This window comes from Streptomyces sp. NPDC051051, assembly GCF_040682975.1.
Classification (GTDB): Bacteria; Actinomycetota; Actinomycetes; order Streptomycetales; family Streptomycetaceae; genus Streptomyces.
In genome coordinates this window covers 35442-61331 of sequence record NZ_JBFBCB010000042.1, presented here as the reverse complement: position 1 = coordinate 61331, position 25890 = coordinate 35442, and the positions used below count along the sequence as shown (strand labels likewise).

25 protein-coding genes are annotated in these 25890 nt (G+C 72.1%); 14 read left to right on the top strand and 11 right to left on the bottom strand.

Annotated elements, in window-relative coordinates; all coding sequences use genetic code 11:
- Positions 1 to 199: 199 nt before the first annotated feature.
- The 6 genes from AB0N31_RS27530 to AB0N31_RS27505 all read left to right on the top strand — a co-directional run bounded on the left by AB0N31_RS27530 (position 200) and on the right by AB0N31_RS27505 (position 5088).
- Positions 200 to 1030, top strand: coding sequence for a RodZ domain-containing protein (locus AB0N31_RS27530; RefSeq protein ID WP_366061121.1), 831 nt, complete (start codon positions 200 to 202; stop codon positions 1028 to 1030).
- Between the two features lie 121 nt (positions 1031 to 1151).
- Entirely contained in the window at positions 1152 to 2624 is a 1473-nt protein-coding gene (rimO, locus tag AB0N31_RS27525; RefSeq protein ID WP_366061120.1) for a 30S ribosomal protein S12 methylthiotransferase RimO, read from the top strand.
- Positions 2621 to 3403 carry a CDP-diacylglycerol--glycerol-3-phosphate 3-phosphatidyltransferase gene (gene pgsA, locus AB0N31_RS27520; protein ID WP_366061119.1) on the top strand — a complete coding sequence of 261 codons (783 nt, stop codon included), beginning with the start codon at positions 2621 to 2623 and terminating at the stop codon, positions 3401 to 3403. The genes rimO and pgsA overlap by 4 nt, the downstream gene beginning before the upstream one ends.
- Complete coding sequence (locus AB0N31_RS27515; protein ID WP_366061118.1) at positions 3400 to 3945, top strand: nicotinamide-nucleotide amidohydrolase family protein; 546 nt, start codon at positions 3400 to 3402, stop codon at positions 3943 to 3945. Before pgsA ends, AB0N31_RS27515 begins: the two co-directional genes overlap by 4 nt.
- A 109-nt stretch (positions 3946 to 4054) precedes the next feature.
- A complete protein-coding gene (locus tag AB0N31_RS27510; protein WP_366061117.1) occupies positions 4055 to 4435 on the top strand; it encodes a helix-turn-helix transcriptional regulator in 381 nt (126 codons plus the stop codon).
- Between the two features lie 377 nt (positions 4436 to 4812).
- On the top strand, positions 4813 to 5088 hold the full coding sequence (locus tag AB0N31_RS27505) for a hypothetical protein (RefSeq protein ID WP_366061116.1): 276 nt from the start codon (positions 4813 to 4815) through the stop codon (positions 5086 to 5088).
- Positions 5089 to 5153: 65 nt separating this feature from the next.
- Here AB0N31_RS27505 and AB0N31_RS27500 read toward each other — a convergent pair whose 3' ends face one another.
- Together AB0N31_RS27500 and AB0N31_RS27495 are read right to left on the bottom strand one after the other, a co-directional pair.
- The gene (locus AB0N31_RS27500; RefSeq protein ID WP_366061115.1) at positions 5154 to 5996 is read right to left on the bottom strand and encodes a DNA-formamidopyrimidine glycosylase family protein; all 843 of its coding nucleotides are present in this window, start codon (positions 5994 to 5996) and stop codon (positions 5154 to 5156) included.
- Between the two features lie 51 nt (positions 5997 to 6047).
- Positions 6048 to 11030 (bottom strand): ATP-dependent helicase, encoded by a 4983-nt coding sequence (locus AB0N31_RS27495; protein WP_366061114.1) that lies wholly within the window; start codon positions 11028 to 11030, stop codon positions 6048 to 6050.
- 200 nt (positions 11031 to 11230) lie between these two features.
- On the opposite strand from AB0N31_RS27495, the gene AB0N31_RS27490 reads away from it, so the two are divergent.
- From AB0N31_RS27490 to AB0N31_RS27480, 3 genes are read left to right on the top strand one after another with little or no spacing between them, the layout of a single operon-like run.
- On the top strand, positions 11231 to 12223 hold the full coding sequence (locus AB0N31_RS27490; RefSeq protein WP_366061113.1) for an AraC family transcriptional regulator: 993 nt from the start codon (positions 11231 to 11233) through the stop codon (positions 12221 to 12223).
- Entirely contained in the window at positions 12121 to 12843 is a 723-nt protein-coding gene (locus tag AB0N31_RS27485; RefSeq protein ID WP_366061131.1) for an AzlC family ABC transporter permease, read from the top strand. Before AB0N31_RS27490 ends, AB0N31_RS27485 begins: the two co-directional genes overlap by 103 nt.
- Positions 12840 to 13148, top strand: a complete 309-nt coding sequence (locus AB0N31_RS27480; RefSeq protein ID WP_366061112.1) for an AzlD domain-containing protein — start codon at positions 12840 to 12842, stop codon at positions 13146 to 13148. The genes AB0N31_RS27485 and AB0N31_RS27480 overlap by 4 nt, the downstream gene beginning before the upstream one ends.
- A 54-nt stretch (positions 13149 to 13202) precedes the next feature.
- Here AB0N31_RS27480 and AB0N31_RS27475 read toward each other — a convergent pair whose 3' ends face one another.
- Positions 13203 to 14147, bottom strand: a complete 945-nt coding sequence (locus tag AB0N31_RS27475) for a hypothetical protein (RefSeq protein ID WP_366061111.1) — start codon at positions 14145 to 14147, stop codon at positions 13203 to 13205.
- 79 nt (positions 14148 to 14226) lie between these two features.
- Here AB0N31_RS27475 and AB0N31_RS27470 point away from each other — a divergent pair, with 79 nt between their 5' ends.
- The 4 genes from AB0N31_RS27470 to recX all read left to right on the top strand — a co-directional run bounded on the left by AB0N31_RS27470 (position 14227) and on the right by recX (position 17997).
- Positions 14227 to 14421 (top strand): DUF3046 domain-containing protein, encoded by a 195-nt coding sequence (locus AB0N31_RS27470; protein ID WP_366061110.1) that lies wholly within the window; start codon positions 14227 to 14229, stop codon positions 14419 to 14421.
- 60 nt (positions 14422 to 14481) lie between these two features.
- Positions 14482 to 15738 (top strand): AI-2E family transporter, encoded by a 1257-nt coding sequence (locus AB0N31_RS27465; RefSeq protein ID WP_366061109.1) that lies wholly within the window; start codon positions 14482 to 14484, stop codon positions 15736 to 15738.
- Positions 15739 to 16063: 325 nt separating this feature from the next.
- Positions 16064 to 17200 carry a recombinase RecA gene (gene recA / locus AB0N31_RS27460; protein WP_366061108.1) on the top strand — a complete coding sequence of 379 codons (1137 nt, stop codon included), beginning with the start codon at positions 16064 to 16066 and terminating at the stop codon, positions 17198 to 17200.
- 8 nt (positions 17201 to 17208) lie between these two features.
- Positions 17209 to 17997, top strand: coding sequence for a recombination regulator RecX (recX, locus tag AB0N31_RS27455; RefSeq protein WP_366061107.1), 789 nt, complete (start codon positions 17209 to 17211; stop codon positions 17995 to 17997).
- Between the two features lie 336 nt (positions 17998 to 18333).
- Here the strand turns inward: recX and AB0N31_RS27450 are convergent, their stop codons facing one another.
- The 8 genes from AB0N31_RS27450 to AB0N31_RS27415 all read right to left on the bottom strand — a co-directional run bounded on the left by AB0N31_RS27450 (position 18334) and on the right by AB0N31_RS27415 (position 24879).
- Positions 18334 to 18747, bottom strand: coding sequence for a rhodanese-like domain-containing protein (locus AB0N31_RS27450; protein ID WP_366061130.1), 414 nt, complete (start codon positions 18745 to 18747; stop codon positions 18334 to 18336).
- Between the two features lie 23 nt (positions 18748 to 18770).
- A complete protein-coding gene (locus AB0N31_RS27445; protein WP_366061106.1) occupies positions 18771 to 19310 on the bottom strand; it encodes a cysteine dioxygenase in 540 nt (179 codons plus the stop codon).
- 82 nt (positions 19311 to 19392) lie between these two features.
- A complete protein-coding gene (locus AB0N31_RS27440; protein ID WP_309544753.1) occupies positions 19393 to 19464 on the bottom strand; it encodes a putative leader peptide in 72 nt (23 codons plus the stop codon).
- Positions 19465 to 19697: 233 nt separating this feature from the next.
- Positions 19698 to 21293, bottom strand: coding sequence for an FAD-dependent monooxygenase (locus AB0N31_RS27435; RefSeq protein ID WP_366061129.1), 1596 nt, complete (start codon positions 21291 to 21293; stop codon positions 19698 to 19700).
- Between the two features lie 175 nt (positions 21294 to 21468).
- A complete protein-coding gene (locus tag AB0N31_RS27430) occupies positions 21469 to 22368 on the bottom strand; it encodes an amino acid ABC transporter permease (RefSeq protein WP_366061105.1) in 900 nt (299 codons plus the stop codon).
- A complete protein-coding gene (locus AB0N31_RS27425; protein WP_366061104.1) occupies positions 22365 to 23033 on the bottom strand; it encodes an amino acid ABC transporter permease in 669 nt (222 codons plus the stop codon). Before AB0N31_RS27425 ends, AB0N31_RS27430 begins: the two co-directional genes overlap by 4 nt.
- A 132-nt stretch (positions 23034 to 23165) precedes the next feature.
- Positions 23166 to 24011: a glutamate ABC transporter substrate-binding protein gene (locus tag AB0N31_RS27420; protein WP_366061103.1), complete on the bottom strand. Its 846-nt coding sequence runs from the start codon at positions 24009 to 24011 to the stop codon at positions 23166 to 23168.
- 91 nt (positions 24012 to 24102) lie between these two features.
- The gene (locus AB0N31_RS27415; RefSeq protein ID WP_366061102.1) at positions 24103 to 24879 is read right to left on the bottom strand and encodes an amino acid ABC transporter ATP-binding protein; all 777 of its coding nucleotides are present in this window, start codon (positions 24877 to 24879) and stop codon (positions 24103 to 24105) included.
- A gap of 325 nt (positions 24880 to 25204) precedes the next feature.
- On the opposite strand from AB0N31_RS27415, the gene AB0N31_RS27410 reads away from it, so the two are divergent.
- Positions 25205 to 25888 carry a response regulator transcription factor gene (locus tag AB0N31_RS27410; protein ID WP_363091952.1) on the top strand — a complete coding sequence of 228 codons (684 nt, stop codon included), beginning with the start codon at positions 25205 to 25207 and terminating at the stop codon, positions 25886 to 25888.
- Positions 25889 to 25890 lie beyond the last annotated feature (2 nt).

The following is a 25890-nucleotide window of genomic DNA, read 5'->3' as shown; positions in this document are numbered from 1 at the left end:
ACCGTTTTCCCTCGTCGTACGTCAAGTTGAGCGAGAAACACAGGTACGGTTCCCCCAGGGGAGTCGTACCTGCCCGTCATCGGCGTGTCCGGCCATACCGATGGCGTACAAAGTCCTACCGCCCGGTTGCCCCTCGCTTTCGTACCCCCCCTAGACTGAACCTCCAGCACAGGTGGCTACACGCTCGAAAGGCGCCCCCGTGTCCATCGGCAACTCTCCTGAAGACGAGCGTCCGTTCGAAGACGTTTCCGAGGCAGCCCACCCCTCCATCGGCCGAGCCCTCCAGCAGGCCCGCATCGCGGCCGGGCTCACCGTCGACGACGTCAGTACCGCCACCCGGGTCCGCATCGCCATCGTGCACGCCATCGAAGCGGACGACTTCGCGCCCTGCGGCGGCGACGTCTACGCGCGCGGTCACATCCGGACCCTGGCCAGGGCCGTCCGACTCGACCCCGCCCCGCTGATCGAGCAGTACGACGCCACGCACGGCGGCCGCCCGGCGCCGACCCCGGCGGCACCCATGTTCGAGGCGGAACGCATCCGTCCCGAACGGCGCGGCCCGAACTGGACCGCGGCCATGGTCGCTGCGATCGTCGCCGTGGTCGGGTTCGTCGGGTTCACCGCGTTCAAGGGTGACGACGGCACCACCGACGTCGCCGACGGCACCACCCCGTCGAGCAGCGCGCCCGCCACCCCGACGCCGAAGACCGACAAGCCCGTCGACGAGGAGCCGGAGCCCTCCGACAGCGCCATCGCCGCGGCTCCGCAGGACAAGGTGACCGTCCAGGTCACGGCGACCGACGGCAAGAGCTGGATCTCCGCGAAGGACCACAACGGCCGGCTGCTCTTCGACGGCCTGCTCAAGCAGGGCGAGTCCCAGACCTTCCAGGACGGCGAGAAGGTCAACCTCGTCCTCGGCGACGCCGGCGCGATCCAGCTGTACGTCAACGGCAAGAAGATCGACGACGACTTCCAGCCCGGAGCCGTGGAGCGCCTGACGTACACCAAGGGCGACCCGCAGGCCGGGTGAGGCGGACGGCGTCCGGTGCGCACAGGGGTCGGCGGTGATCGCCGGCCCCTTCGGCGTGCCGCCCGAAGATCGCCAACCCCGTCGACATGGGGTGTCAGCCAGACAAAGTAGTCTTGAGCCCATGCCTGAACGCCGTACCGTCGCACTCGTCACCCTTGGCTGCGCCCGTAACGAGGTGGACTCGGAGGAGCTCGCAGGCCGTTTGGAGGCGGACGGCTGGCAGCTCGTGGAGGACGCCGAGGACGCGGACGTCGCCGTCGTCAACACCTGCGGCTTCGTCGACGCCGCCAAGAAGGACTCCGTCGACGCCCTCCTGGAGGCCAACGACCTCAAGGGCCACGGCAGAACCCAGGCCGTCGTGGCGGTGGGCTGCATGGCCGAGCGCTACGGCAAGGACCTCGCCGAGGCCCTCCCGGAGGCTGACGGCGTCCTCGGCTTCGACGACTACGCCGACATCTCCGACCGCCTCCAGACCATCCTCAACGGCGGCATCCACGCCTCCCACACCCCGCGCGACCGGCGCAAGCTGCTGCCGATCAGCCCCGCGCAGCGGCAGGAGTCGGCCGGCTCGGTGGCCCTTCCCGGGCACGCTCCGGCGGACCTTCCCGACGGGCTCGCGCCGGCCTCCGGACCCCGCGCGCCCCTGCGCCGCAGGCTCGACGGCAACCCGGTCGCCTCGGTCAAGCTCGCCTCCGGCTGCGACCGGCGCTGCTCCTTCTGCGCCATCCCGTCCTTCCGCGGCTCCTTCATCTCCCGCCGCCCCAGCGACGTGCTGAACGAGACGCGGTGGCTGGCCGAGCAGGGCGTCAAGGAGATCATGCTGGTCTCCGAGAACAACACCTCCTACGGCAAGGACCTCGGCGACATCCGGCTCCTGGAGTCGCTGCTGCCCGAGCTGGCGGAGGTCGACGGCCTCGAGCGGGTGCGGGTCAGCTACCTCCAGCCGGCCGAGATGCGGCCCGGTCTGATCGACGTGCTGACCTCCACGCCGAAGGTCGCCCCCTACTTCGACCTGTCCTTCCAGCACTCCGCGCCCGACGTGCTGCGCGCGATGCGCCGCTTCGGCGACACCGACCGCTTCCTCGAACTGCTCGACACCATCCGGAGCAAGGCGCCCGAGGCCGGCGTGCGCTCCAACTTCATCGTCGGCTTCCCCGGCGAGTCCGAGGCCGACCTGGCCGAGCTGGAGCGGTTCCTGAACCACGCGCGCCTGGACGCCATCGGTGTCTTCGGGTACTCCGACGAGGAGGGCACCGAGGCCGCGACGTACGAGAACAAGCTCCACGAGGACGTCGTCGCCGAGCGGCTCGCGCGGATCTCCCGGCTCGCCGAGGAGCTCGTCTCGCAGCGCGCCGAGGAGCGGCTGGGCGAGACCCTGCACGTGCTCGTGGAGTCGGTGGACCCTGCCGACGGCGTGTACGGCCGTGCGGCCCACCAGGCGCCCGAGACGGACGGCCAGGTGCTGCTCACGAGCGGCGAAGGCCTGAGCGTCGGTCGTATGGTCGAGGCGAAGGTGGTCGGTACCGAAGGTGTCGACCTGGTGGCCGAGCCCCTCCAGGGCTCGATCGGGTGTAGTGAGGAGGCGGACAGATGACGGGTGTCCCGGCATCGGCCGCGGGAGGCTCCGGGCGGGCCAAGGGGGCCGCCACGAGCCCCGCCCCCGGTGCTTCCGCCTCCGCCGACGTGTCCGCGGAGATGGGCGCCGACGTCACCGGCGCCACCCCGGACGAGCAGGGCACCCTCAGGCCCGCGCGGGGCGGGAAGATCGCGGCTGCGGCCGTCAACCAGGCCAGCGTCTGGAACGTGGCCAACCTGCTGACGATGCTCCGGCTCCTCCTGGTGCCCGGCTTCGTCGCCCTCATGCTGGCCGACGGCGGGTACGACCCGGCCTGGCGCGCGTTCGCCTGGGCCGCCTTCGCCATCGCCATGATCACCGACCTGTTCGACGGGCATCTGGCGCGGACCTACAACCTCGTCACCGACTTCGGGAAGATCGCCGACCCGATCGCCGACAAGGCGATCATGGGAGCGGCCCTGATCTGCCTCTCCGCCCTCGGTGACCTGCCGTGGTGGGTGACGGGCGTCATCCTCGGCCGGGAACTCGGGATCACCCTGCTGCGTTTTCTCGTCATCCGGTACGGGGTCATCCCGGCGAGCCGGGGCGGCAAGCTGAAGACGCTCACCCAGGGCGTGGCCGTCGGGATGTACATCCTGGCGCTGACGGGCTGGCTGGCCACCCTGCGGTGGTGGGTGATGGCCGCCGCGGTCGTCCTGACCGTGGTGACCGGGCTCGACTATGTGAGACAAGCCATTGTGCTGCGCCGGCAGGGCATCGCCGAGCGCCGGGCGGCCTCGGAGGAGACGCGAGCGTGAGTTCCACGGCCACCGACGTGGTGCGGCTACTGACAGTGAGGGGCGAGACGCTCGCGGTCGCCGAGTCGCTGACGGGTGGCCTGGTCGCTGCGGAGATCACCGCCGTACCCGGGGCGTCCAAGGCCTTCCGGGGATCGGTGACGGCCTACGCCACCCCGCTCAAACACGAACTGCTCGGCGTGGACGCGGACCTGCTGGCCGCGCGCGGAGCGGTGGACGCGCAGGTGGCGGCGCAGATGGCGGCCGGTGCGCGCAGGGCGCTGGGCGCCGACTGGGGCATCGCGACCACCGGGGTCGCCGGCCCGGACGCTCAGGACGGGCAGCCCGTGGGGACGGTCTTCGTCGCGGTGGAGGGTCCCTCGGGGCCCGATTCCGGTTCCGCCTCTGGCGGAAAAGTGGAGGCCCTGCGGTTGAACGGCAGCCGGGCGGAAATTCGTAGAGAGAGTGTACGGAGCGTACTCGCAGTGCTCCTGAGAGAGCTGGCGGGCGAACAGACCGGGAATGAGCGGACACAGGATACGGAACAGAACGGGGGGTTTTGATGTTTGCAGCCCTGAGTGAACACGACATCGCTCCCCGCACGGCCGCGGCGCAAGGCGGTACGGTGGGGCGTGAAGGATGCGGCTACGCGGTCCGAGGAGGGAGCCACCGATGATTCTGCTCCGTCGCCTGCTGGGTGACGTGCTGCGTCGGCAGCGCCAGCGTCAGGGCCGTACTCTGCGCGAAGTCTCCTCGTCCGCCCGAGTCTCACTCGGCTATCTCTCCGAGGTGGAGCGGGGGCAGAAGGAGGCTTCCTCCGAGCTGCTCTCCGCCATCTGCGACGCGCTGGACGTACGGATGTCCGAGCTCATGCGGGAAGTGAGCGACGAACTCGCCCTCGCCGAGCTGGCCCAGTCGGCTGCGGCCACCCCCAGCGGTCCTGTACCGGCGTCGGTTCGCCCGATGCTGGGTTCCGTGTCGGTGACCGGTGTGCCACCGGAGCGGGTGACCATCAAGGCACCCGCCGAGGCGGTGGACGTGGTCGCCGCGTGACGTGCCCCTGGCCGGGTATGTCGATCGACGACGAGTACGTGCGTGAGGACGGTTGCCGGTACGCGTAGGCGTACGGCAGCCGTGAGGCCCCGGCCGGGGCCTCTCCGGGAGATCCGGAGGGGTGCGGTCGGGGTTTTTGTGTCGGGCGCCCCGAGTCCGTTTGCCGGGGTTCCGGGCTGCCGCCATCGTGGAGGGTCAGGGCGGGAGCCGATCGACCCGGAGGTGCGGATGTACGCCGTGAAGAGTCGTCTGTCCGACGCGGACCCGCCGTGCCTGCCGCGCCCGCCCTCCTGCGTGCTGCGGTTCCCCGGCGTCGTGCGCGTGTCCGGTGCTGTCGTGGACGGCGCGCCGACGGGGGTTCCGGTGGTGGGCCGTAGGTGACGGCCGGGGCGGGACCGATAGTGCGCCGGGGGGCCGTGCTCGGGCTCGGGGCGGTGTGGTGGTGGGCCGCGGTGCGTCTCGCCCTCACGCCCGACGCCGGGGCGCTCGAAGGGGCCGTCGCGGCCGGTGGCTGGGGGCTGAGTCTGCTGCCCGTGCACTGCGTGGCCAAGTCGCGGGCCGCGGGGGCCCTCGCGGCGGGGCGGTGGAAGGGTGCCTGGCGGGGGGGAGCGGATGCGAGGAGGGGGGCCGGACGGGCTCGAGGGCGGTGCTGAGGCACCGTGAGCCGGGTTCGCGCGGGGCGGGCGGCCCGGTGACCGGTGACGGATGCGGAACGGCGTCAAGCCGTGGGGCGGGTGCGGACGCGGCGCGTGGGTGGGGAGCCCGGTGCCGGGACCGGGCCCGACTGGCAGGTGGGGCACCAGTACGTGGGCCGCTCGCGGGAGCCGTCCCCTTGGTCGGCCACGCGGATCGGGGTGCCGCAGCGCAGGCAGGGACGGCCCGCGCGACCGTAGGCGAACAGGGCCTGGCCGCTGCGGCCGGTGGTGACGCGGACCGGGCGGTTGCGGTTGGCCTCGAGGAGCTTCTTCGCGAAAGCCGGCAGCGCGGCGGCGCGGTCCGCGGGAAGGACGCCCACGGGGAGCCAGGGGGTGACCCCCAGGAGGAAGCAGAGTTCGCTCTTGTAGACATTGCCGATGCCGGCGAGGTTGCGCTGGTCGAGGAGGGCCTCGCCGAGGGCCCGGGCCGGGTCGGCGAGCAGGTTGGCGAGGGCCCGGTCGGGATCCCAGTCGGGACCGAGCAGGTCGGGCCCGAGGTGGCCGACCACGCGCTCCTCGTCGGGGGTGCGCAGAAGTTCGAGCACGGGAAGGCGGTAGCCGACGGCCGTGCGGTCGTGGGTGCCGAGGACGGCGCGGATCTGGTGGGCCGGCCCACCGCTCCAGCGCTGACCGTTCGTGAACACTTTCCAGGCCCCGTCCATCCGCAGGTGCGAGTGGAGGGTGAGACCGCCCTCGACACGGGTGAGGAGGTGCTTGCCGCGCGGGGTGACGTCCAGGACGACGCGACCGGTGAGGTCGGCGGTGGCGTACTTGGGCACGCGCAGGTCTGAGCGGGTCAGCACCTTGCCCGCGAGGGCGCCGTGCAGCCGGCTCGCGGCCTGCCAGACCGTGTCACCTTCAGGCATGCGTCAAGGGTGGCACGGCGGGAGCGGGGCCTGTGGTCGTCCGGTGGCTCCTCATGCTCGCAACCTCAGGCCGCGCGGGGTCGCGATGAAGCCCGCCCCTTCCAGAAGGGCGCCGAAGGGGGAGGTCAGGGCCGAGGCGCCGTTGACGCGCTCCACCGTGACCGTACCGAGCGATCCCGCACGGGCGGCCGCGGCGAGGGACTCCGCCGCCGCGGGCAGCCGGGGGTCGTCGGCGGGCGAGTCGGCGTGGTCCGGAGCGGCGGGCCAGGCCAGCAGGGTCTTGCCGCCGCGCTCCATGTAGAGGGTCAGTTCACCGTCCACGAGCACCACGAGCGAGCCTGCCTTGCGGCCCGGCTTGTGTCCGGCGCCGGTCGGCGGCTCGGGCCAGGGCAGGGCGGCGCCGTACGCGTTCGCCGGGTCGGCCGCGGCGAGGACGACGGCGCGGGAGGCGGGCGACGGGGTGCGCGGGCCTCGGCCGGCGAACGCGTACCCGCTGCCGCCCCGGGGGGCACCGGCGCCGGGGTTCGCGAAGTCGCGCGGTGAGACCCACTCGCCGGGAGCCGGCGGGGAGCCGGCGGTGCCGAGGGCTCCGGGGAGGCCCCAGTCGATGTCGGCCGGGGGGAATCCGGTGGGCGGCGTGAAGGGGGCGTCGGCGCCGGGCCCGGTGCGGTCGCCGTCCGGTCCGTCACCGCCATCCGTTCCGTCGGGCCGGTCCGGACCGGTCAGGGTGGGCCCGGCGGTACCGGTGTACCACGCGCCTCGGGCGCCGGTCGGGCCCGGGGGCGGCTCGCCGCGGTCACGGGCGGTGGCCACCGCGCGGACGCGGTCCACGGCGCCGTCCATCGCGAACTGCGCGGCGCCGAGCCCCTCCACGACATAGCCGCGCCGGGCCTGGCCGCTGTCCTCGAAGGCGGACAGGATGCGGTACGTCGCCGAGAAACCGCCCTCCACGCCCTCGGCCGCGACCGCGCCCCGGGTCACCACACCGTGCCGGTCGAGGAGCGTGCGGGCGAGGGCGTGGGCGCGGACGGTGGGGTCGGGGTCGTGGGCCGGCAGGAGGGACCAGCGGCCGGCGACGGTCGGAGGGCCGCCGCGGGACGCGGGGCGGGCGGCGGCGGTGAGGGAGCCGTACCGCCCCCGGGGGGCCGCGCGCTTGGCGCGGTGGGCGGTGGAACCGGCCGTACGGCCCGAGCCCAGCAGGGCGCGCATCGGCGCCAGCGTGTCGTTGGTGAGGCGGCCGGACCACGCCAGGTCCCAGACCGCGTCGGCCAGTTGGGGGTCGGTGGCCTCGGGGTGGGTGGTGGCACGGACCTGGTCGGCGATCTGGCGGAAGAACAGCCCGTAGCCCCCGGCGAGGGTGTCCAGGACGGACTGGTGCAGTGCCGTCAGCTCCAGGGGATGCGGCGGGGCCAGGAGCAGCGGCGCCGCGTCCGCCAGGTACAGGGACACCCAGCCGTCCTTGCCGGGCAGGGCGCCCGCGCCGGCCCAGAGGACCTCTCCCGCGGCGGTGAGTTCGTCGAGCATCGCCGGCGCGTAGCCCCTGACGCGGGACGGGAGGACGAGCTTCTCCAGGGCGGAGGCGGGCACGGACGCGCCCTGGAGTTGCTCGATCGCGCGCACCAGGCCGTCGATGCCGCGCAGGGAGTGGCCCGCGCCGATGTGCTGCCACTGAGGGAGGAACTGGGCGAGCGCGGCGGGCGGGACCGGCTCGAGCTCCTGCCGCAGGGCTGCCAGGGAGCGGCGGCGCAGCCTGCGCAGGACGGTCGCGTCGCACCACTCCTGGCCGATGCCGGCCGGGTGGAACTCGCCCTGGACGACGCGGCCGCCCGCCGCGAGCCGCTGGAGGGCGCCCTCGGTGACCGCGACGCCCAGGCCGAAGCGGGCGGCGGCGTCGGCCGAGGTGAACGGGCCGTGGGTGCGGGCGTGGCGGGCGAGGAGGTCGCCCAGCGGGTCCTTGACCGGTTCGGTGAAGGCCTCCGGCACACCGACGGGCAGTGCTGTGCCCAGGGCGTCGCGCAGGCGGCCCGCGTCCTCGACGGCCGCCCAGTGGTCGGCGCCGGCGATACGGACCCTGATGGCGCGGCGGGCCGCGGCCAGCTCGTGGGCCCAGTGCGGCTCGGCGCCCCGTTCGGCCAGTTCCGCGTCGGTGAGCGGGCCGAGCACGCGCAGGATGTCCGCGACGCCCTCGACGTCCTTCACCCGGCGGTCCTCGGCCAGCCACTGGAGTTCCCGCTCCAGTTCGGTGAGCACCTCGGCGTCGAGCAGTTCGCGCAGCTCCGCCTGGCCGAGCAGCTCGGCCAGCAGCCGTGAGTCCAGCGACAGGGCGGCGGCGCGGCGTTCGGCGAGCGGGGAGTCGCCCTCGTAGAGGAACTGGGCGACGTAGCCGAACAGCAGGGATCGGGCGAAGGGGGACGGCTCCGGGGTGGTGACCTCGACCAGCCGCACCCTGCGGGACTCGAGGTCGCCCATCAGCTCGACGAGTCCGGGGACGTCGAAGACGTCCTGGAGGCACTCGCGGACCGCTTCCAGGACGATCGGGAACGAGCCGAACTCGCTCGCCACCTGGAGCAGTTGGGAGGCCCGCTGGCGCTGCTGCCACAGCGGGGTGCGCTTGCCGGGGTTGCGGCGCGGCAGCAGCAGCGCGCGGGCGGCGCACTCGCGGAAGCGGGCCGCGAACAGGGCCGAGCCGCCCACCTGGTCGGTGACGACCTGGTCGACCTCGCCCTTGTCGAAGACGACGTCCGCCGCGCCGATCGGGGCCCGCTCGGCGTCGTACTCCGTGCCGGCCTTCGGGGGTGGCTGGTCGATCAGGTCCAGGCCCATGAGGTCGGCGTCGGGCAGCCGCAGGACGATGCCGTCGTCGGCGTGCATCACCTGGGCGTCCATGCCGTACCGCTCGGACAGCTTGGCGCCGAGGGCGAGCGCCCAGGGGGCGTGCACCTGGGCGCCGAAGGGGGAGTGCACGACGACCCGCCAGTCGCCCAGTTCGTCGCGGAAACGCTCCACGACGATGGTGCGGTCGTCGGGCACGTGGCCGCAGGCCTGGCGTTGTTCGTCCAGGTAGGAGAGGACGTTGTCGGCGGCCCAGGCGTCCAGGCCGGCGGTCAGCAGGCGCAGCCTGGCGTCGTCCTCGGACAGCGAGCCGACCTCGCGCAGGAACGCGCCGACCGCACGGCCCAGTTCCAGCGGGCGGCCCAGCTGGTCGCCCTTCCAGAACGGCAGGCGGCCCGGCACGCCCGGAGCGGGCGAGACCAGGACGCGGTCGCGGGTGATGTCCTCGATGCGCCAGGAACTGGTGCCCAGGGTGAACACGTCACCGACGCGGGACTCGTAGACCATCTCCTCGTCCAGCTCGCCGACCCGGCCGCCGCCCTTCTTGGGGTCGGCACCCGCGAGGAACACGCCGAACAGGCCGCGGTCCGGGATGGTGCCGCCGGAGGTCACGGCGAGCCGCTGGGCGCCGGGGCGGCCGGTGATCGTGCCGGCCACGCGGTCCCACACCACGCGCGGGCGCAGCTCGGCGAAGGCGTCGGACGGGTACCGGCCGGCGAGCATGTCCAGGACCGCCGTGAAGGCCGATTCGGGGAGGGAGGCGAAGGGGGCGGCGCGGCGGACGAGGGCGAGCAGGTCGTCCAGCTGCCAGGTGTCCATCGCGGTCATCGCGACGAGCTGCTGGGCCAGCACGTCCAGCGGGTTCGCCGGGACCCTCAGGGACTCGATGGAGCCCGTGCGCATGCGTTCGGTGACCACCGCGGCCTGGACCAGGTCGCCCCGGTACTTCGGGAAGACCACACCGGTGGAGACCGCTCCGACCTGGTGGCCCGCGCGGCCCACGCGCTGGAGGCCGGAGGCCACCGAGGGCGGGGACTCGACCTGGACGACCAGGTCGACCGCGCCCATGTCGATGCCCAGCTCCAGACTGGAGGTGGCGACCACCGCGGGCAGGCGGCCGGCCTTGAGGTCCTCCTCCACCAGGGCGCGCTGCTCCTTGGAGACCGAGCCGTGGTGGGCGCGCGCGATGACCGCCGGGGCGCCCTGGGCCGCCCCCGAGCCGCCCATCAGGTCGGCCGGGGCGTGGTGCTCGTCGAGGGGCTCTCCGGTGGCCCGCTCGTAGGCGATCTCGTTGAGCCGGTTGCACAGGCGCTCCGCCAGGCGCCGGGAGTTCGCGAACACGATCGTGGAGCGGTGGGCCTGGACCAGGTCGGTGATGCGCTCCTCGACATGCGGCCAGATCGACGGGCGCTCGGCGCCCTCGGAGCCGTCGGCGACCGGGGAGCCGCCCAGCTCGCCCAGGTCCTCCACCGGGACGACCACCGAGAGGTCGAACTCCTTGCCCGACTCGGGCTGCACGATCTCGACCTTGCGGCGCGGGGAGAGATAGCGGGCGACCTCGTCGACCGGACGGACCGTGGCCGAGAGGCCGATACGGCGGGCCGGCCTCGGCAGGAGCTCGTCCAGGCGCTCCAGGGAGAGGGCGAGGTGGGCGCCGCGCTTGGTGCTCGCCACGGCGTGGACCTCGTCGAGGATCACCGTCTCGATGTTGGTCAGCGCGTCGCGGGCGGCCGACGTCAGCATCAGGAACAGGGACTCCGGGGTGGTGATCAGGATGTCCGGAGGGCGCGTGGAGAGAGCGCGGCGCTCGGCGGGCGGCGTGTCACCGGAGCGGATGCCGACCTTGACCTCGGGCTCGGGCAGGCCCAGGCGCACGGACTCCTGGCGGATGCCGGTGAGAGGGCTGCGCAGGTTGCGCTCGACGTCGACAGCGAGGGCCTTGAGCGGTGACACGTACAGCACGCGGCAGCGCTTCTTCGGATCGGCCGGCGGGGGCGTCGAGGCCAGCTGGTCCAGGGCCGCCAGGAACGCGGCCAGGGTCTTGCCGGAGCCGGTCGGGGCCACCACCAGCACGTCCGAGCCCTCGCCGATGGCCCGCCACGCGCCCGCCTGGGCCGCGGTGGGCGCGGAGAACGCCCCCGTGAACCAGGCGCGGGTCGCGGGGGAGAAGCCGTCCAGGGCCCGGTGTGCTTTGCCGACCATGCGTCCATCCTGCACCCGCGTACTGACAATGCGTCTGACCTGCGGTTTCGCGTCGCGATCCGATCCGGGTCACGGATGTCGGCGCGGGGTGGTCCGGAACGGCGGCGGATCGCGGGTACGGCGGGGCGAAGCGAGAGTGCCGCCCGGCGCGGAGCGGAGTCAGCCGGAGGTCTCGGGTTCGCGTCGCGGAGAATGGGGGTGTGGCGGGAACTCGTGAGGTGGCGCGGCACTGGCAGTACGCGGAACTGCCCGGTGTGGACCTGCTGCGGGCCCGGTACGTGCGGAAGAATTTCGTGCGGCACACGCACGAGCACTTCGTGATCGCGGGGATCGCGGAGGGGGTGGAGGTCTTCCAGCACCGGGGAGGTGACCAGTACGCGGGTGCGGGAACGCTCGCTCTGGTCAATCCCGACACCCCGCACACCGGACGGGCCGGTGTGCCCGAGGGCTGGCGGTACGGCGCGGTGTACCCGTCGCCCGGACTCGTGGCCGGGATCGCCGCGGAGACGACGACCCTGCGGGGTACTCCGGGGTTCGTCAGCCCCGTGCTCGACGATCCGTACGCCGTCGCGCTCGTGCACCAGGTCCTCCGGGCCGCCGACGAGGGCAACGCGCTCGCCGCCGACACCCTGCTGCGGGTCGCCGTGACACGGCTGCTGCGGCTGAACGGCGGGACGCTGCCCGACCGGCAGGTGCGCACGGCCGGGGCCCGCACGGCGGCACGCGCGCGTGCCGTGCTGGAGGAGCGGCTCGTCGATCCGCCGACCCTGGAGCGGCTCGCGGGCGACCTCGGGACGAGCCCCTTCGCCCTGCTGCGGGCGTTCCGGGACGCCTACGGGATGCCGCCGCACACCTGGCTCACCGACACCCGGGTCAGGCGGGCGCGGCGGCTGCTGGACGCCGGGACCGCCCCGGCGGAGGCGGCGCTCGCGGTGGGGTTCACCGATCAGCCGCACCTCAACCGTCACTTCGCCAGGATCGTGGGCGTGCCGCCGGGGGCGTACCAGCGGGAGCGCAAGAACGTACAAGACGCGCGGGACGGACTGCTCCTACCGTCCGACAGGTGGCAGAACAGACAGCTCTCGCAGACATACGGGACGACGACCGGGGAGGAAGGCCGGACGCCGCCGTCGTTCGGGACGCCCTCGGGGTCGGGATCGCCGTCGGACTCTCCGGGTTCGCCTTCGGAGTGACCTCGGCGGGCGGCGGACTCACGGTGTGGCAGACCTGCGCGCTCAGCCTCCTGGTGTTCACCGGCGCGTCCCAGTTCGCGCTCGTCGGGGCGCTCGCGGCGGGCGGCAATCCGTTCACGGCGGCCGCCGGCGCCTTCTTCCTCGGCGTCCGCAACGCCTTCTACGGTCTGCGCCTGTCGCAGTTGCTGGCACTCCCGCGCGCGGTGCGCCCCTTCGCCGCACAGTGGGTGATCGACGAGACCACAGCCGTCTCGCTGGCGCAACGCGATCGACGAGGCGCGCGGATCGGGTTCGCCGTGACCGGGCTCAGCCTGTACGTGCTGTGGAACCTCACCACCCTGCTGGGCGCCCTCGGTGCGGAAGCCATCGGGGACACCGACGCGTGGGGGCTCGACGCGGCCGGCCCGGCCGTCTTCCTCGCGTTGCTCGCGCCCATGCTGAAGTCCACCACCGAGCGGGTCGCCGCGGCGCTCGCGGTCCTGCTCGGACTCGGCCTGCTGCCCGTCCTGCCCGGCGGCGTGCCCGTCCTGGTGGCCGCTCTCGCCGCGCCGCTCGCCCTGTGGGCCGAGGGCCGACGTCAGGGCCGCGCGCGCGGCGAGGCGGAGGAGGGGCGCCGGTGAACGTCTGGATCGCGATCGGTGCGACCGCCCTCGGCTGCTACGCCGTCAAGCTCACCGGTCTGCTCGTGCCCGCCGGGGTGCTGGAACGGCCTCTGGTCCGGCGGCTCGCGGCCCTGCTCCCCGTCGCCCTGCTGGCCGCCCTCACGGCGCAGCAGACCTTCGCCGACGGCCAGTCCCTCGTGCTGGACGCCAAGGCCGCAGGGCTCGCCGCGGCCGCCGTGGCGCTCGTCCTGCGAGCGCCGTTCCTGCTCGTCGTCGCGGCGGCCGTGGCGGTCACGGCGGGGGTACGGGCCCTGGGCGGGTGAGGGAGGGGGAGGGCGGGTGTCCTCGTGGGTCCCGTCCCGTGCCGGCGCGCCGGGTCAGCCGATGGCGCGGCCGTACGACCGGAGGGTGCTCAGCGCTTCGATCGTCACCACCGGGCGGGACTCCAGCTCCGTGCCCGGCGCCCACCGGCGCCACCGGATCGGCCAGCCGCCGTCCTCCCGCTGCTCGCCGGTGAGGAAGTCCAGGGCGCCCGCCATCTCGGCGTCGGTGAACCACGCCCGCGCGAGCGAACCCGGTGTCTTCGCGTAGTCGTACGGGAAGTGGTGCTCGCCGGGCGCGTAGCCGGGGGCGACGGGGTAAGCGTCCCGGCGGTCCGGGTCGAGCACGGCGAGCCGCTGCTCGCGCACCAGGCGGCCCAGGCGGTCGGCGGCCGCCTCCGCGCGCGGGCGGTCCGAGGCGGAGTCCAGGAAGACCACGGCGGCCTGGATCTCGTACGGGTGGGACGTCTCCAGGGAGTCGACCGCCCGCCAGCAGAAGTCCGTCGCCCTGAAGAGCCAGGCGTGCCAGACCTCGTTGCGGTGCAGCAGACCGACCACCGGACCGGTCGCCAGCAGTTCGCTGGGCGGGTCGTCCACGATCGGGGCGAACGGGGCGGCGGGGTAGCCGCGTTGGCTGGGAAGGACCGCCGGGAGCGCCCCGTCGGAGGTGGAGACGGAGGTGAGGTAGCGGCACACCCGTTCCGCGCGCTGCCCGCCGCAGCGGCCGAGCGAGTCCAGGACGTGCAGGGCGCGGGCGGTGTGCAGGGGCTGGCTGACGGGGCCGCGGAGATCGGGCTCGAGCGCGTGGCCGTATCCGCCGTCCTCGTTGCGGTACGCGTCGAGTGCCGTCTCCACGGGGTCGGCGGCGCCATGGAGGAAGTGGTGCGCGAAGAGACGCTGTTCCAGCACGCGCGCGGTGAGCCAGACGAAGTGCTCGGCGCGGAAGAGCGGGGAGGGCGCCGACGGCGTCGGGGGGAGTGGGGATGCTCCGGATTCGACCATGGGTCAGACCGTAGGCCGCAAAGCGGTCTCCGCAGGCGGTCCCGGCCGTGGCCACCCCCGGGCGCGGGATACTGGTGTCATGCGGTTGACGGTCTTCTGGCAGCGGATGGCGGAGCACTTCGGCACGGGGTACGCCGAGACCTTCGCGCGCGATCACGTGATGACGGAACTCGGCGGGCGCACCGTGCACGAGGCGCTGGCGGCCGGCTGGGACGCCAAGGACGTCTGGCGTGTGGTGTGCGCGGTGATGAACGTTCCGCGGGAGAGGCACTGATGCGACGGGAAGATCGCAGGGGGGTCACCGATTGTCGGTGGCGTGGGCGAGACTTGGTCTGTGGCACCCACTGACGAGAACGGGCGCGTCGGCCCGCAGGCACCCCCGTCGGGCCCGACGCCGCCCACTCGGCCGCCGTCCGGCACCGACACCGCGCCGAGCGCGCGGATGCCGCGCTGGCTCCCGCGCGCGATGGTGCTCGCACTCGCCCTGGTCGGCGCGTTCCAGTTGGGAACCTGGGCCTTCCACCAGGTCATCGGCCTGCTGATCAACATCCTCATCGCCTTCTTCCTCGCCCTCGCCGTCGAACCGGCGGTGAGCCGGATGGCGGCGCGCGGCATACGCAGGGGGCTCGCCACCTTCCTCGTCTTCTTCGGCCTGCTGATCGTGTTCGCCGGCTTCTTCACGCTGCTCGGTTCGATGCTCGCCGGGCAGATCATCAAGATGATCGAGGGCTTCCCGCAGTACCTCGACTCGGTGATCAACTGGGTCAACACCACCTTCCACACCGACCTCAGGCGGGTCGACATCCAGGAGGGCCTGCTTCATTCCGACTGGCTGAGGAAGTACGCGCAGAACAGCGCGGCCGGCGTCCTGGACGTCTCCACGCAGGTTCTCGGCGGTCTCTTCCAGCTGCTGACGATCGGACTGTTCTCGTTCTACTTCGCCGCCGACGGGCCCCGGCTGAGGCGCGCCCTGTGTTCCATCCTGCCGCCCGCCCGGCAGGCCGAGGTGCTGCGCGCGTGGGAGATCGCCGTCGACAAGACCGGCGGCTACCTGTACTCACGCGGTCTGATGGCCCTGATCTCCGGTGTGGCGCACTACGTACTGCTCCAGATCCTCGGTATCCCCTACGCGCCCGTGCTCGCCGTGTGGGTCGGCGTGGTCTCGCAGTTCATCCCGACCATCGGCACCTATCTCGCGGGTGCGCTGCCCATGCTGATCGCCTTCACGGTCGACCCCTGGTACGCGCTGTGGGTACTGATCTTCGTCGTGGTCTACCAGCAGTTCGAGAACTACGTGCTGCAGCCGAAGCTCACCTCGAAGACCGTCGACATCCACCCCGCCGTGGCCTTCGGCTCGGTCATCGCCGGCACCGCGCTGCTCGGCGCGGTCGGGGCACTGATCTCGATCCCCGCGGTCGCCACGCTCCAGGCGTTCCTCGGCGCCTATGTGAAGCGCTACGACGTCACGGACGATCCCCGTGTGCACGGGCACCGGAGACGGGGTGAGGGGCCGAATCCGCTCGCGCGCGCGCGACAGCTGTGGACGAGGGCGCGGGAGCGGACGGCCGGGCCGGGGGAAGGGTCCCGCTGACACCTGGCGCAGGTCCGCCCCCATGGATCAGCTGACTGACAAGAGGTCTCGCATGGTCCGTCGCGACGGGACCGGGGCGGGGACCGGGGCGTTGCGGATGCGCGAACGCAGGCTCGGAGGCGCCGCGCGGTGCGCTTGACATGAAAATCGAACATCCATTCTGATGGAAGCTCCGGCGAAGCTATCGGCGGGTACTTCGTCCCGGTTTGAAAGGGTAAATGTCCGAGTTATCCACAGGCCGGGCCGGCGTCGAGGCGCATTGTCAGTGGCAGGCGTTAGCGTCTTTGACGTGAAGCGATCGACTCAAGCAAATCGGGTGGAACCCATGGCAGGCACCGACCGCGAGAAGGCCCTGGACGCCGCACTCGCACAGATTGAACGGCAATTCGGCAAGGGCGCGGTCATGCGCATGGGCGACCGGTCGAAGGAGCCCATCGAGGTCATCCCGACCGGGTCGACCGCGCTCGACGTGGCCCTCGGCGTCGGCGGTCTGCCGCGCGGCCGTGTCATCGAGGTCTACGGACCCGAGTCCTCCGGCAAGACGACCCTGACCCTGCACGCGGTGGCGAACGCCCAGAAGGCCGGCGGCCAGGTGGCGTTCGTGGACGCCGAGCACGCCCTCGACCCCGAGTACGCGCAGAAGCTCGGCGTGGACATCGACAACCTGATCCTGTCCCAGCCGGACAACGGCGAGCAGGCCCTGGAGATCGTGGACATGCTCGTCCGCTCCGGGGCCCTCGACCTGATCGTCATCGACTCCGTCGCCGCGCTCGTCCCGCGTGCGGAGATCGAGGGCGAGATGGGTGACAGCCACGTGGGTCTGCAGGCCCGTCTGATGAGCCAGGCCCTGCGGAAGATCACCAGCGCGCTCAACCAGTCCAAGACCACCGCGATCTTCATCAACCAGCTCCGCGAGAAGATCGGTGTGATGTTCGGCTCCCCGGAGACCACGACCGGTGGCCGGGCGCTGAAGTTCTACGCCTCCGTGCGGCTCGACATCCGGCGCATCGAGACCCTGAAGGACGGCACCGACGCGGTCGGCAACCGCACCCGCGTCAAGGTCGTCAAGAACAAGGTGGCGCCGCCCTTCAAGCAGGCCGAGTTCGACATCCTCTACGGGCATGGCATCAGCCGTGAGGGCGGCCTGATCGACATGGGCGTGGAGCACGGCTTCGTCCGCAAGGCCGGCGCCTGGTACACGTACGAGGGCGACCAACTCGGCCAGGGCAAGGAGAACGCCCGCAACTTCCTCAAGGACAACCCCGACCTCGCCAACGAGATCGAGAGGAAGATCAAGGAGAAGCTGGGGGTGGGTGTACGCCCCGAGCAGCCCGCCGAGACCACGACCACGGGCGCGGATGACGCGGCCGCCCCGGGCGCACCGGCGGCTGACGCGGCCAAGACGGTTCCCGCTTCCGCAGCCAAGGCCACCAAGACCAAGGCCGCGGCCGCCAAGAGCTGAGCCGAGCCGTGACACGACGAACGGACTGGGCCGAGTACGACGCCCACCCCGGAATCCTCCCCCTGCCGGGGAGCGGGGACGGCGACGGCCCGGCCCGGGGCGATGAAGACCGGCCGGACAGCGGGTCCCGCGGGGACGACGGGTCGGCCGACGCAGGCCGGTCCCGTGGCCGCCGCGGAGGACGCGGCGGCCAGGACGGTTCACGGGGCGGGCGCCGTCGGCGCGGCTTCGGAGAACCGTCCGCCGAGGACGAAGACACCTCTGCCTCGTCGAGGGCCGAGAAGGGGGAGTCTTCAGGGGACCCGGCTGAGCGGGCACGGGCGATCTGCCTGCGCCTGCTCACCGGGACCCCGCGCACCCGGAAGCAACTCGCCGACGCCCTGAACAAGCGGGAGATCCCGGACGACGTGGCGGAGGAGGTGCTCTCGCGGTTCGAGGAGGTCGGACTGATCAACGACAGCGCCTTCGCGGACGCCTGGGTGGAGTCCCGGCACCACGGCCGCGGTCTGGCCCGGCGCGCGCTCGCACAGGAGCTGCGCACCAAGGGCGTCGACCCGGCCCTGATCGGCGAGGCGGTCGCCCAGCTCGACTCCGAGCGGGAGGAGGCCACCGCCCGCGAACTGGTCGCCCGCAAGCTGCGCTCGACCCACGGACTCGACCGTGACAAGCGGCTGCGGCGTCTCGCCGGGATGCTCGCGCGCAAGGGCTATCCCCAGGGCATGGCCCTGCGAGTGGTCCGGCAGGCGCTCGAGGAGGAGGGCGAGGACACGGAATTCCTGGAGGACGGGGATCTCTGACCTCCGGCACGGAACTCTTCGGAGGCGAGGGCGGGCCGAGGCCGAGGGAGCCGGTGCGGCGGAGACGGAGGCGTGGGCTCCTCCCCTCCCGCCGTTCCTTGTCGACGACCCGTCAGGTCGGGTGGTCACGCCGTGCCTCGCCGACTTTCCCGCAGGGGGTGACGGTCGACAAGAACGAGGAGACCCGGGTGCGGTTGGTGACCAGGGATAATGCGGACACCCCCGCTGCACTGCCCGCCCGAGGTCTGACCCCACGCACGCGTCCCGCGACTCCCCCCGCTCCGATGAGTCCCGGAGGATTGCTGCCACGGCGGCCGTTCCCGAGACGCCCGTTCTCTAGTACGTCACCGGCAGCCCCGTCGACCGCCACGCCTGGAACCCGCCCACGAGGTCGGTGGCCCGGCTGAGCCCCAGCCGGTGCAGGGACGCGGCCGCCAGGCTCGACGCGTAGCCCTCGTTGCAGATCACGACGATCCGCAGGTCGTGACCGGTGGCCTCGGGGGCACGGTGGCTGCCCTGCGGGTCGAGCCGCCACTCCAGTTCGTTGCGCTCGACGACCAGGGCGCCGGGGATCAGCCCGTCCCGCTCGCGCAGGGCCGCGTACCGGATGTCCACGAGGAGTGCCTCGCCCGCGCGGGCGGCCTCGTAAGCCTCCCGCGCCTCCATGCGCGCGTACCCGGCCCGTACCCGCTCCAGCAACTCGTCGATGCCCACGGGCCGCTCGTCCTTCCCCGCTGCACCCTTCACCACGTCACCGCCCGCCGCGCCGCCGCTCACTGCCAGTCCTCGGGGCGCTCGACCTGCTCCAGGCGCAGCACCTGGCCCGTGCGGCTGTACCGCCGGATCCTCGGCAGGGGCGGATGGTAGGCGTGCACGGAGACCGCGTGCTCGTCGAGGGACTCGTTGAGGACCTCGTGGACGTGGTGGCGTCCGAAGGCGCGGCCCCTGCCGGCCGACAGCCGGCGCTCCCGGTCCACGCCCTCCGACAGTTCCAGGGTCTTCCAGCCGTCCGTGGGCAGCCGCGCGGCGAGCGAGTTCTCCTTCAGCTCGCCGCGGGCGGTGACGAAGGCGCCCACCGAGTCGGCGTGGTCGTGCCAGCCGGTGCCGGTGCCGGGCGGCCAGCCGATCAGCCAGGCCTCGCTGCCGCCGGGGCCCTCGAGGCGCACCCAGGTGCGCCCTTCCGGATCGAGGGGGAGCGAGGCGATCAGCGCGGTGTCGGCGGCCGTACGCCGTACGAAGTCGAGGAGGTCCGCCTGCGTGGGCGTGGCGGCGGATGCGGACAGAGCGGGGGACGCGGAGGGGAAGACAGACACGGGTACCGTCCTGGGGCGTTCGCGGGAGCGTGCGGCCGCACGAGAGCGCGGTGGCGCGCGCCGGGGGAAAGGGGGTGCGAGTTCAGCAGGACGGACGACACACGCAGCCCGCATAGCGGACGAGGTCCATATGGACCCTCCGCCACAGGCGCACACAGGTGTCGGTCACGATCGGGAGTAGACCATGCCGGGGTGCGCCGGTCAACCGACCGTCACCATGTGGACCGCGGTGAGGCGGATCAGCGGATCATCGCACCGGGCAGGGGTGCCCGGCACCTCGTCGACGGTGCCGCCCCACAGCCCCTTCCGGTCACGTCACCGGGCCCCGGCTCTCGGCTCCCGCCCCTTCTCACCTGGTTCCCACCCTGTCCCCGCTTCCGCGGCTCCTCACCTGGCCCCGGCCCCCGCCTCGGCCTCCGCGGCTCCTCCCACCGCCGCCTCCGCCGCCGCGTACAGATCGGCTGGACGCACCCCGCTCAGCGCGGTGACCAGGTGGCCGTCGGGCCGGATCAGCAGGACGGTGTGGGCGGCCGCGCCCGGATAGCTCTCGGCGACCAGCAGCTCGGCCGGGCTCGGCAGCGCCGTCACCGCGGCGGCGAGCCGGGGCATGATCCCCGCGCCCACCCAGTGCCGGCGCTCCCAGACGCCGGTGCCCGGCGCGATCAGCAGGACGATCAGGGCTCTCCGGCCGAGCCGGTCCCGCAGCCGTACGAAGGAGCCGTCCTCGGCGGTGACGCGGACGTCCGTGACGGGTGCGCCGGGGGCCGTGTCCACCGGCACCTCCGCCTCCAGGCTCCGGGGCGCGAGCGGGGAACCGGCGTACGAGCCCGGCGCGCCCAGCTGGCCGCGCCCCAGGTGACCGTCGGTGAGCAGGGCGTCGTGGGCGCGGGTGGCGCCGGGGACGTACGCCCTTATGCCGGGACCGCCGCGCAGTGTCGGCAGGATCTGGTCGGCGGCGCGCAGCCGGGCGGCGACGACCGCGCGCCGCTCCGCCTGGTAGCTGTCGAGCAGCGTCTCGTGCGGGCCGTGGTGCCAGGCCAGGGCCAGCTTCCAGGCGAGGTTGCCGGCATCCCGCAGGCCCTCGTCCAGCCCCTGGGTGCCGAAGGCACCGAGGAGGTGGGCGGCGTCCCCGGCGAGGAAGACCCGACCGGCGCGCCAGCGGCGGGCCAGCCGGTGGTGGACGGTGTGGACACCGGTGTCGAGCAGCTCGTACGCCGGGGTGGTGCCGCCGTTCCAGCCCGCGAGGGTCTCGCGGACGCGGGCGACCAGCAGTTCGGGGGTGACGAGGTCCTTGCCGGGCGGCAGCAGCCAGTCCAGGCGCCAGACGCCTTCCGGCAGCGGACGTCCGGTGATCTCCCCGGTGGAGGGGCCGGAGGTCCGCCACGGGGGTGTCCGATGGAGCAACGCCCGGTCGGCCCAGGGGAGTTCCGTGCGCAGTGCGGCGACGGCGTGCCGCTCCACCGCCGTACGGCCGGGGAAGCGGATGTCGAGGAGCTTGCGGACCGTGGAGCGGGGGCCGTCGCAGCCCACCAGGTAACTGCCGCGCCACCAGGTGCCCTTGGGGCCGCGGGTGTGGGCCGTGACACCGGAGGGTTCCTGCTCGACGCCGTCCAGGCGGCTTTCCACGGCGACGCGGACGAGCCGCTCGCCGGCCAGGGCCGCGCGCAGGGCGTCGGTCAGCAGGTGCTGGGGGATGTGCAGCGGAGCCGGGTCGGCGTCGTCGAACGTGATCTCCTGTGTCACCTGCTTGCGCCGCATCGACCGCCAACCGGCCCAGCGGACGCCCGCCCCGGCGAGCGGGGCGCCGGTGAGCCGCTCGATCAGGGCGGCGGTGTCCTCGCGGAGCACGACCGTGCGCGCGAGCCGCGGTTCGTCCTTGCCCGGCCCCTCGTCGAGGACGACCGAGGGCACCTCCTGGCGCGCCAGAGCCAGGGCGAGCGTGAGCCCGACGGGCCCCGCTCCGACGATGATCACCGGGTCCACGGCGTGGTGCCCCCTGCCCGCGACGGTGTCCTCAGGGACGTAGGTGAACAAGGGGTAGGAGCAGGGTGCACGATCACAGAACGTATGCAACCCATTGCCACAGCTCGCGTCAAGTGACGGAGGCAGCGGCGCGCACGCCACTGCCTCCGTACAGGTCACGCCGTGTGAGCGAGGGTCAGACCGCCTGGCCCGTTCCGTAGCTGCCGGCGATCGCGGCGGGGTTGTCCTCGACGTCGTCCGGGGCGAGCACCGCGCCCGTGCTGCGCTTGCTGCGGCGCAGCCGGGCCTCCAGCCAGGAGGCGAAGGAGGTGAGGACGAAGTTGACGACGATGTAGATGAGCGCCACGACGATGAAGCTGGGGACGACGTTGGCGTAGTTCGCCGCGAGTGTGCTGCGGGCGTTGAGCAGCTCGGTGAACCCGAGCAGCACGCCGCCGAGCGCGGTGTCCTTCACGATGACCACGAGCTGGCTGACGATGGCCGGCAGCATCGCCGTGACGGCCTGCGGCAGCAGGATGCTGGTCATCGTCTGGCCCTTGCGCAGGCCGATCGCGAACGCGGCCTCCGTCTGCCCCCTGGGCAGGGAGAGGATGCCGGCCCGGACGACCTCGGCGAGCACCGAGGCGTTGTAGAGCACGAGGCCGGTGACGACCGCGTACAGGGGACGGTCCTCGCTGGTGATGTCCGAGGAGCGGACGTACAGCTCGTTGGCGAACAGCATCAGCAGCAGCACCGGGATGGCCCGGAAGAACTCGACCACCGCGCCGGCCGGGACGCGCACCCAGCGGTGGTCGGACATCCGCAGGATGCCGAGGAGTGCGCCCAGGGGAAGGGCGATGACCATGGCGAGCGCCGCGGCCTTCATGGTGTTCGCGAGGCCCGGCAACAGGTAGGTCGTCCAGGCCTGGGACGTGGTGAACGGCTCCCACAGGGCCCATTCGAGCTGCTTCTTGTCGTCCATCTTCTGCCACACCCACCACAGGGCCAGGGCGAGCAGCACGAAGAAGACGACGGAGAGGAGCACGTTGCGCCGTTTGGCGCGGGGCCCGGGGGTGTCGTAGAGGACCGAGCTCATCGCTTCACCGCCAGTCGCTTGCCGAGCCAGCCGAGCAGCAGGCCGGTGGGAAGGGTAAGGACCACGAACCCGAAGGCGAAGACCGCGCCGATGGCCAGTGTCTGGGCCTCGTTCTCGATCATTTCCTTCATCAGGAAGGCGGCTTCGGCCACGCTGATGGCGGCCGCCACGGTGGTGTTCTTGGTCAGGGCGATCAGGACGTTGGTCAGCGGGCCGATGACCGAGCGGAACGCCTGCGGCAGGATGACGAGCCGCAGCGTCTGGCTGAAGCTCAGCCCGATCGCGCGCGCCGCCTCGGCCTGACCGAGGGGCACGGTGTTGATGCCGGACCGGATCGACTCGCAGACGAAGGCCGCCGTGTAGGCGACCAGACCGAGCACCGCGAGGCGGAAGCCCTGGAGGGCGAAGTCGTCGGACGCGCCCATCGTCATACCGAAGATGTCGGCGAGGCCGAGCGAGGTGAAGACGATGATGACCGTCAGAGGGATGTTCCGGACGATGTTGACGTAGGCGGTGCCGAACCCGCGCATCAGCGGGACCGGGCTGACGCGCATCGCGGCCAGCAGGGTGCCCCAGACCAGGGAGCCGACGGCGGAGAAGACGGTCAGTTTGACCGTCGTCCAGAACGCCGCGAGGACGTCGTAGCCTTCAAGAAAGTCGAACACGATCTCCCGCGCTTCCGGGTGTGTGGCGTACGTGGAGGGCGTGGCGCGCCGTCCGCCGTGATCGCGACGACGGACGGCGCGCCCGCGGAACCCCACGCCGGGCGCGGGATTCCTGAGGCAGCGGGTGCCGGGTTACTTGACGATGACGCCGATCTTCGGGGCCTGCTCGTTCTTGTACTCGGCCGGGCCGAAGTTCTCCTTGACGGCCTTGTCCCACGAGCCGTCGCTGACCATCTTCTCCAGCGCGGCGTTGATCTTGTCGACGGTGGCCTTGTCGCCCTTCTTGACGCCGACGCCGTAGTTCTCGTTCGAGAGCTTCTCGCCCACGAGCTTGAACTGGCCCTTGTACTTGTCCTGCGCGGCGAAGCCCGCGAGGATCGAGTCGTCGGTGGTCACCGCGTCGACGGAGCCGCTCTGGAGGGCGGCGATGCACTCCGAGTAACCGGCCAGCTGCTTCAGGTTGGCTTTCGGGGCGATCTTGTCCCGGACGTTCTGCGCCGACGTCGAGCCGGTCACCGAACACAGGTTCTTGCCGTTGAGGTCCGCACCCTTGGCGATGTCGGAGTCCTTCTTGACCAGCAGGTCCTGGTGGGCCAGCAGGTACGGGCCGGCGAAGTCGACCTTCTTGGCGCGCTCGTCGTTGATCGAGTAGGTGGCCGTGATGAACTTGACGTCGCCACGGGAGAGGGCGTTCTCGCGGTCGGCGCTCTTGGTCTCGACGAACTGGATCTGGTCGGGCTTGTAGCCGAGCTCCTTGGCCACGTACGTCGCCACGTCCACGTCGAAGCCGGAGAAGGAACCGTCGGGCTCCTTCAGGCCGAGACCCGGCTGGTCGTACTTGATGCCGATCTTGATCTTGTCGCCGCCGCCGCTGGAGCCGCTGCTCGTGTCGTCCTTGTCGTCGGAGCCGCAGGCGGTGGCGGCGAGGGCGAGGGCGAGGACGGCGGCCGAGGCGGCGGAGACCTTGCGAAGCTTCATGATCAACTTCCTTTGGGTGATGCCTTCGATGAAGGAGAGGTGCGAGCCGTCGAGAGGCGGGTGACGCTGGTCGCGGGCGCGCGGGGCGCCGTCAGTGGTGCAGGATCTTGGACAGGAAGTCCTTGGCGCGGTCGCTGCGCGGATTGCTGAAGAACTGGTCCGGCGAAGCCTGTTCGACGATGCGGCCGTCCGCCATGAACACCACGCGGTTTGCGGCCGATCGTGCGAATCCCATCTCGTGGGTGACGACGATCATGGTCATGCCGTCCCGGGCGAGCTGCTGCATGACCTCCAGCACCTCGTTGATCATCTCCGGGTCCAGGGCGGAGGTCGGCTCGTCGAAGAGCATCACCTTGGGGTTCATGGCCAGGGCGCGCGCGATGGCGACGCGCTGCTGCTGGCCGCCGGAGAGCTGTGCGGGGTACTTGTCGGCCTGGCTGGCCACGCCGACGCGGTCGAGCAGGGCGCGCGCGTTCTCCTCGGCCTTCTTCTTGTCGGCCTTGCGGACCTTGACCTGGCCCAGCATCACGTTCTGCAGCACGGTCTTGTGCGCGAACAGGTTGAACGACTGGAAGACCATGCCGACGTCGGCGCGCAGCCGGGCCAGCTCCCTGCCCTCCTGGGGCAGCGGCTTCCCGTCGATCGTGATCGAACCCTCGTCGATCGTCTCCAGGCGGTTGATGGTGCGGCACAGCGTGGACTTGCCGGACCCGGAGGGTCCGATGACCACGACGACCTCACCGCGCTCGATGGTCAGATCGATGTCCTGGAGAACGTGCAACGCGCCGAAATGCTTGTTGACGCTCTTCAGGACGACCAGTTCGCCGGGTGCGGCCGCGTCTTCCTTGGCCACCGATACTTCGGTCATCGCTTTCGGGCTCCGTCCTCCTCGGTTTCGGAGGACAGTAGTGACCACTCGCGATCAGCGTCATTACATCTGAGGGGAATCTGAGCATCACGATCCGATAGCAATCGGACACGTGTCGTAGCGCCGGGGACCTGGGACCGTATCGGGCGGATAACGGAAGCCTCGCGCAACCGGAACCCACTTGACGGCGTCCTCGTCCATCAGCGTGACTGCCATGGTGCACGCGCGCGTGCACCGCGCTTTTCGCCCACCGAAACCGTACGCCTGGGTCGTACGACTTTGTACAGAACCAGATGGTACGCCCGATGAACCGGAGGAGGCCGGGATGAGACTGCTGCTCGTCGAGGACGACAACCACGTCGCCGCCGCGCTGTCCGCGGTCCTGAAGCGGCACGGTTTCGACGTCACCCACGCGCGCAGCGGCGAGGAGGCACTCCAGGCGCTCGTCCCGGAGGGTCCCGGCTTCGGCGTCGTCCTGCTCGACCTCGGCCTGCCCGACCAGGACGGCTACGAGGTCTGCGGCAAGATCCGCAAGCGCACCGCCACCCCCGTGATCATGGTGACGGCCCGCTCCGACGTGCGCTCCCGCATCCACGGCCTCAACCTGGGCGCCGACGACTACGTGGTGAAGCCGTACGACACCGGTGAGCTGCTCGCCCGCATCCACGCCGTCAGCCGGCGAACCGTCCCCGAGGACGCGGCGGCCGCGGGGGACGGCGAGCTGCTGCTCGGGCCCGTGCACATCGAACTGCCCACCCGGCGCGTCACCGTGGAGGGTGCCGTCGTCCAGCTGACCCGCAAGGAGTTCGACCTGCTGGCGCTGCTCGCCCAGCGTCCCGGCGTGGTCTTCCGGCGGGAGCAGATCATCAGCGAGGTGTGGCGCACGAGCTGGGAGGGGACCGGGCGGACCCTGGAGGTGCACGTCGCCTCCCTGCGCGCCAAACTGCGCATGCCAGCCCTGATCGAGACCGTGCGCGGCGTCGGCTACCGGCTCGTGGCTCCGGCCTAGCG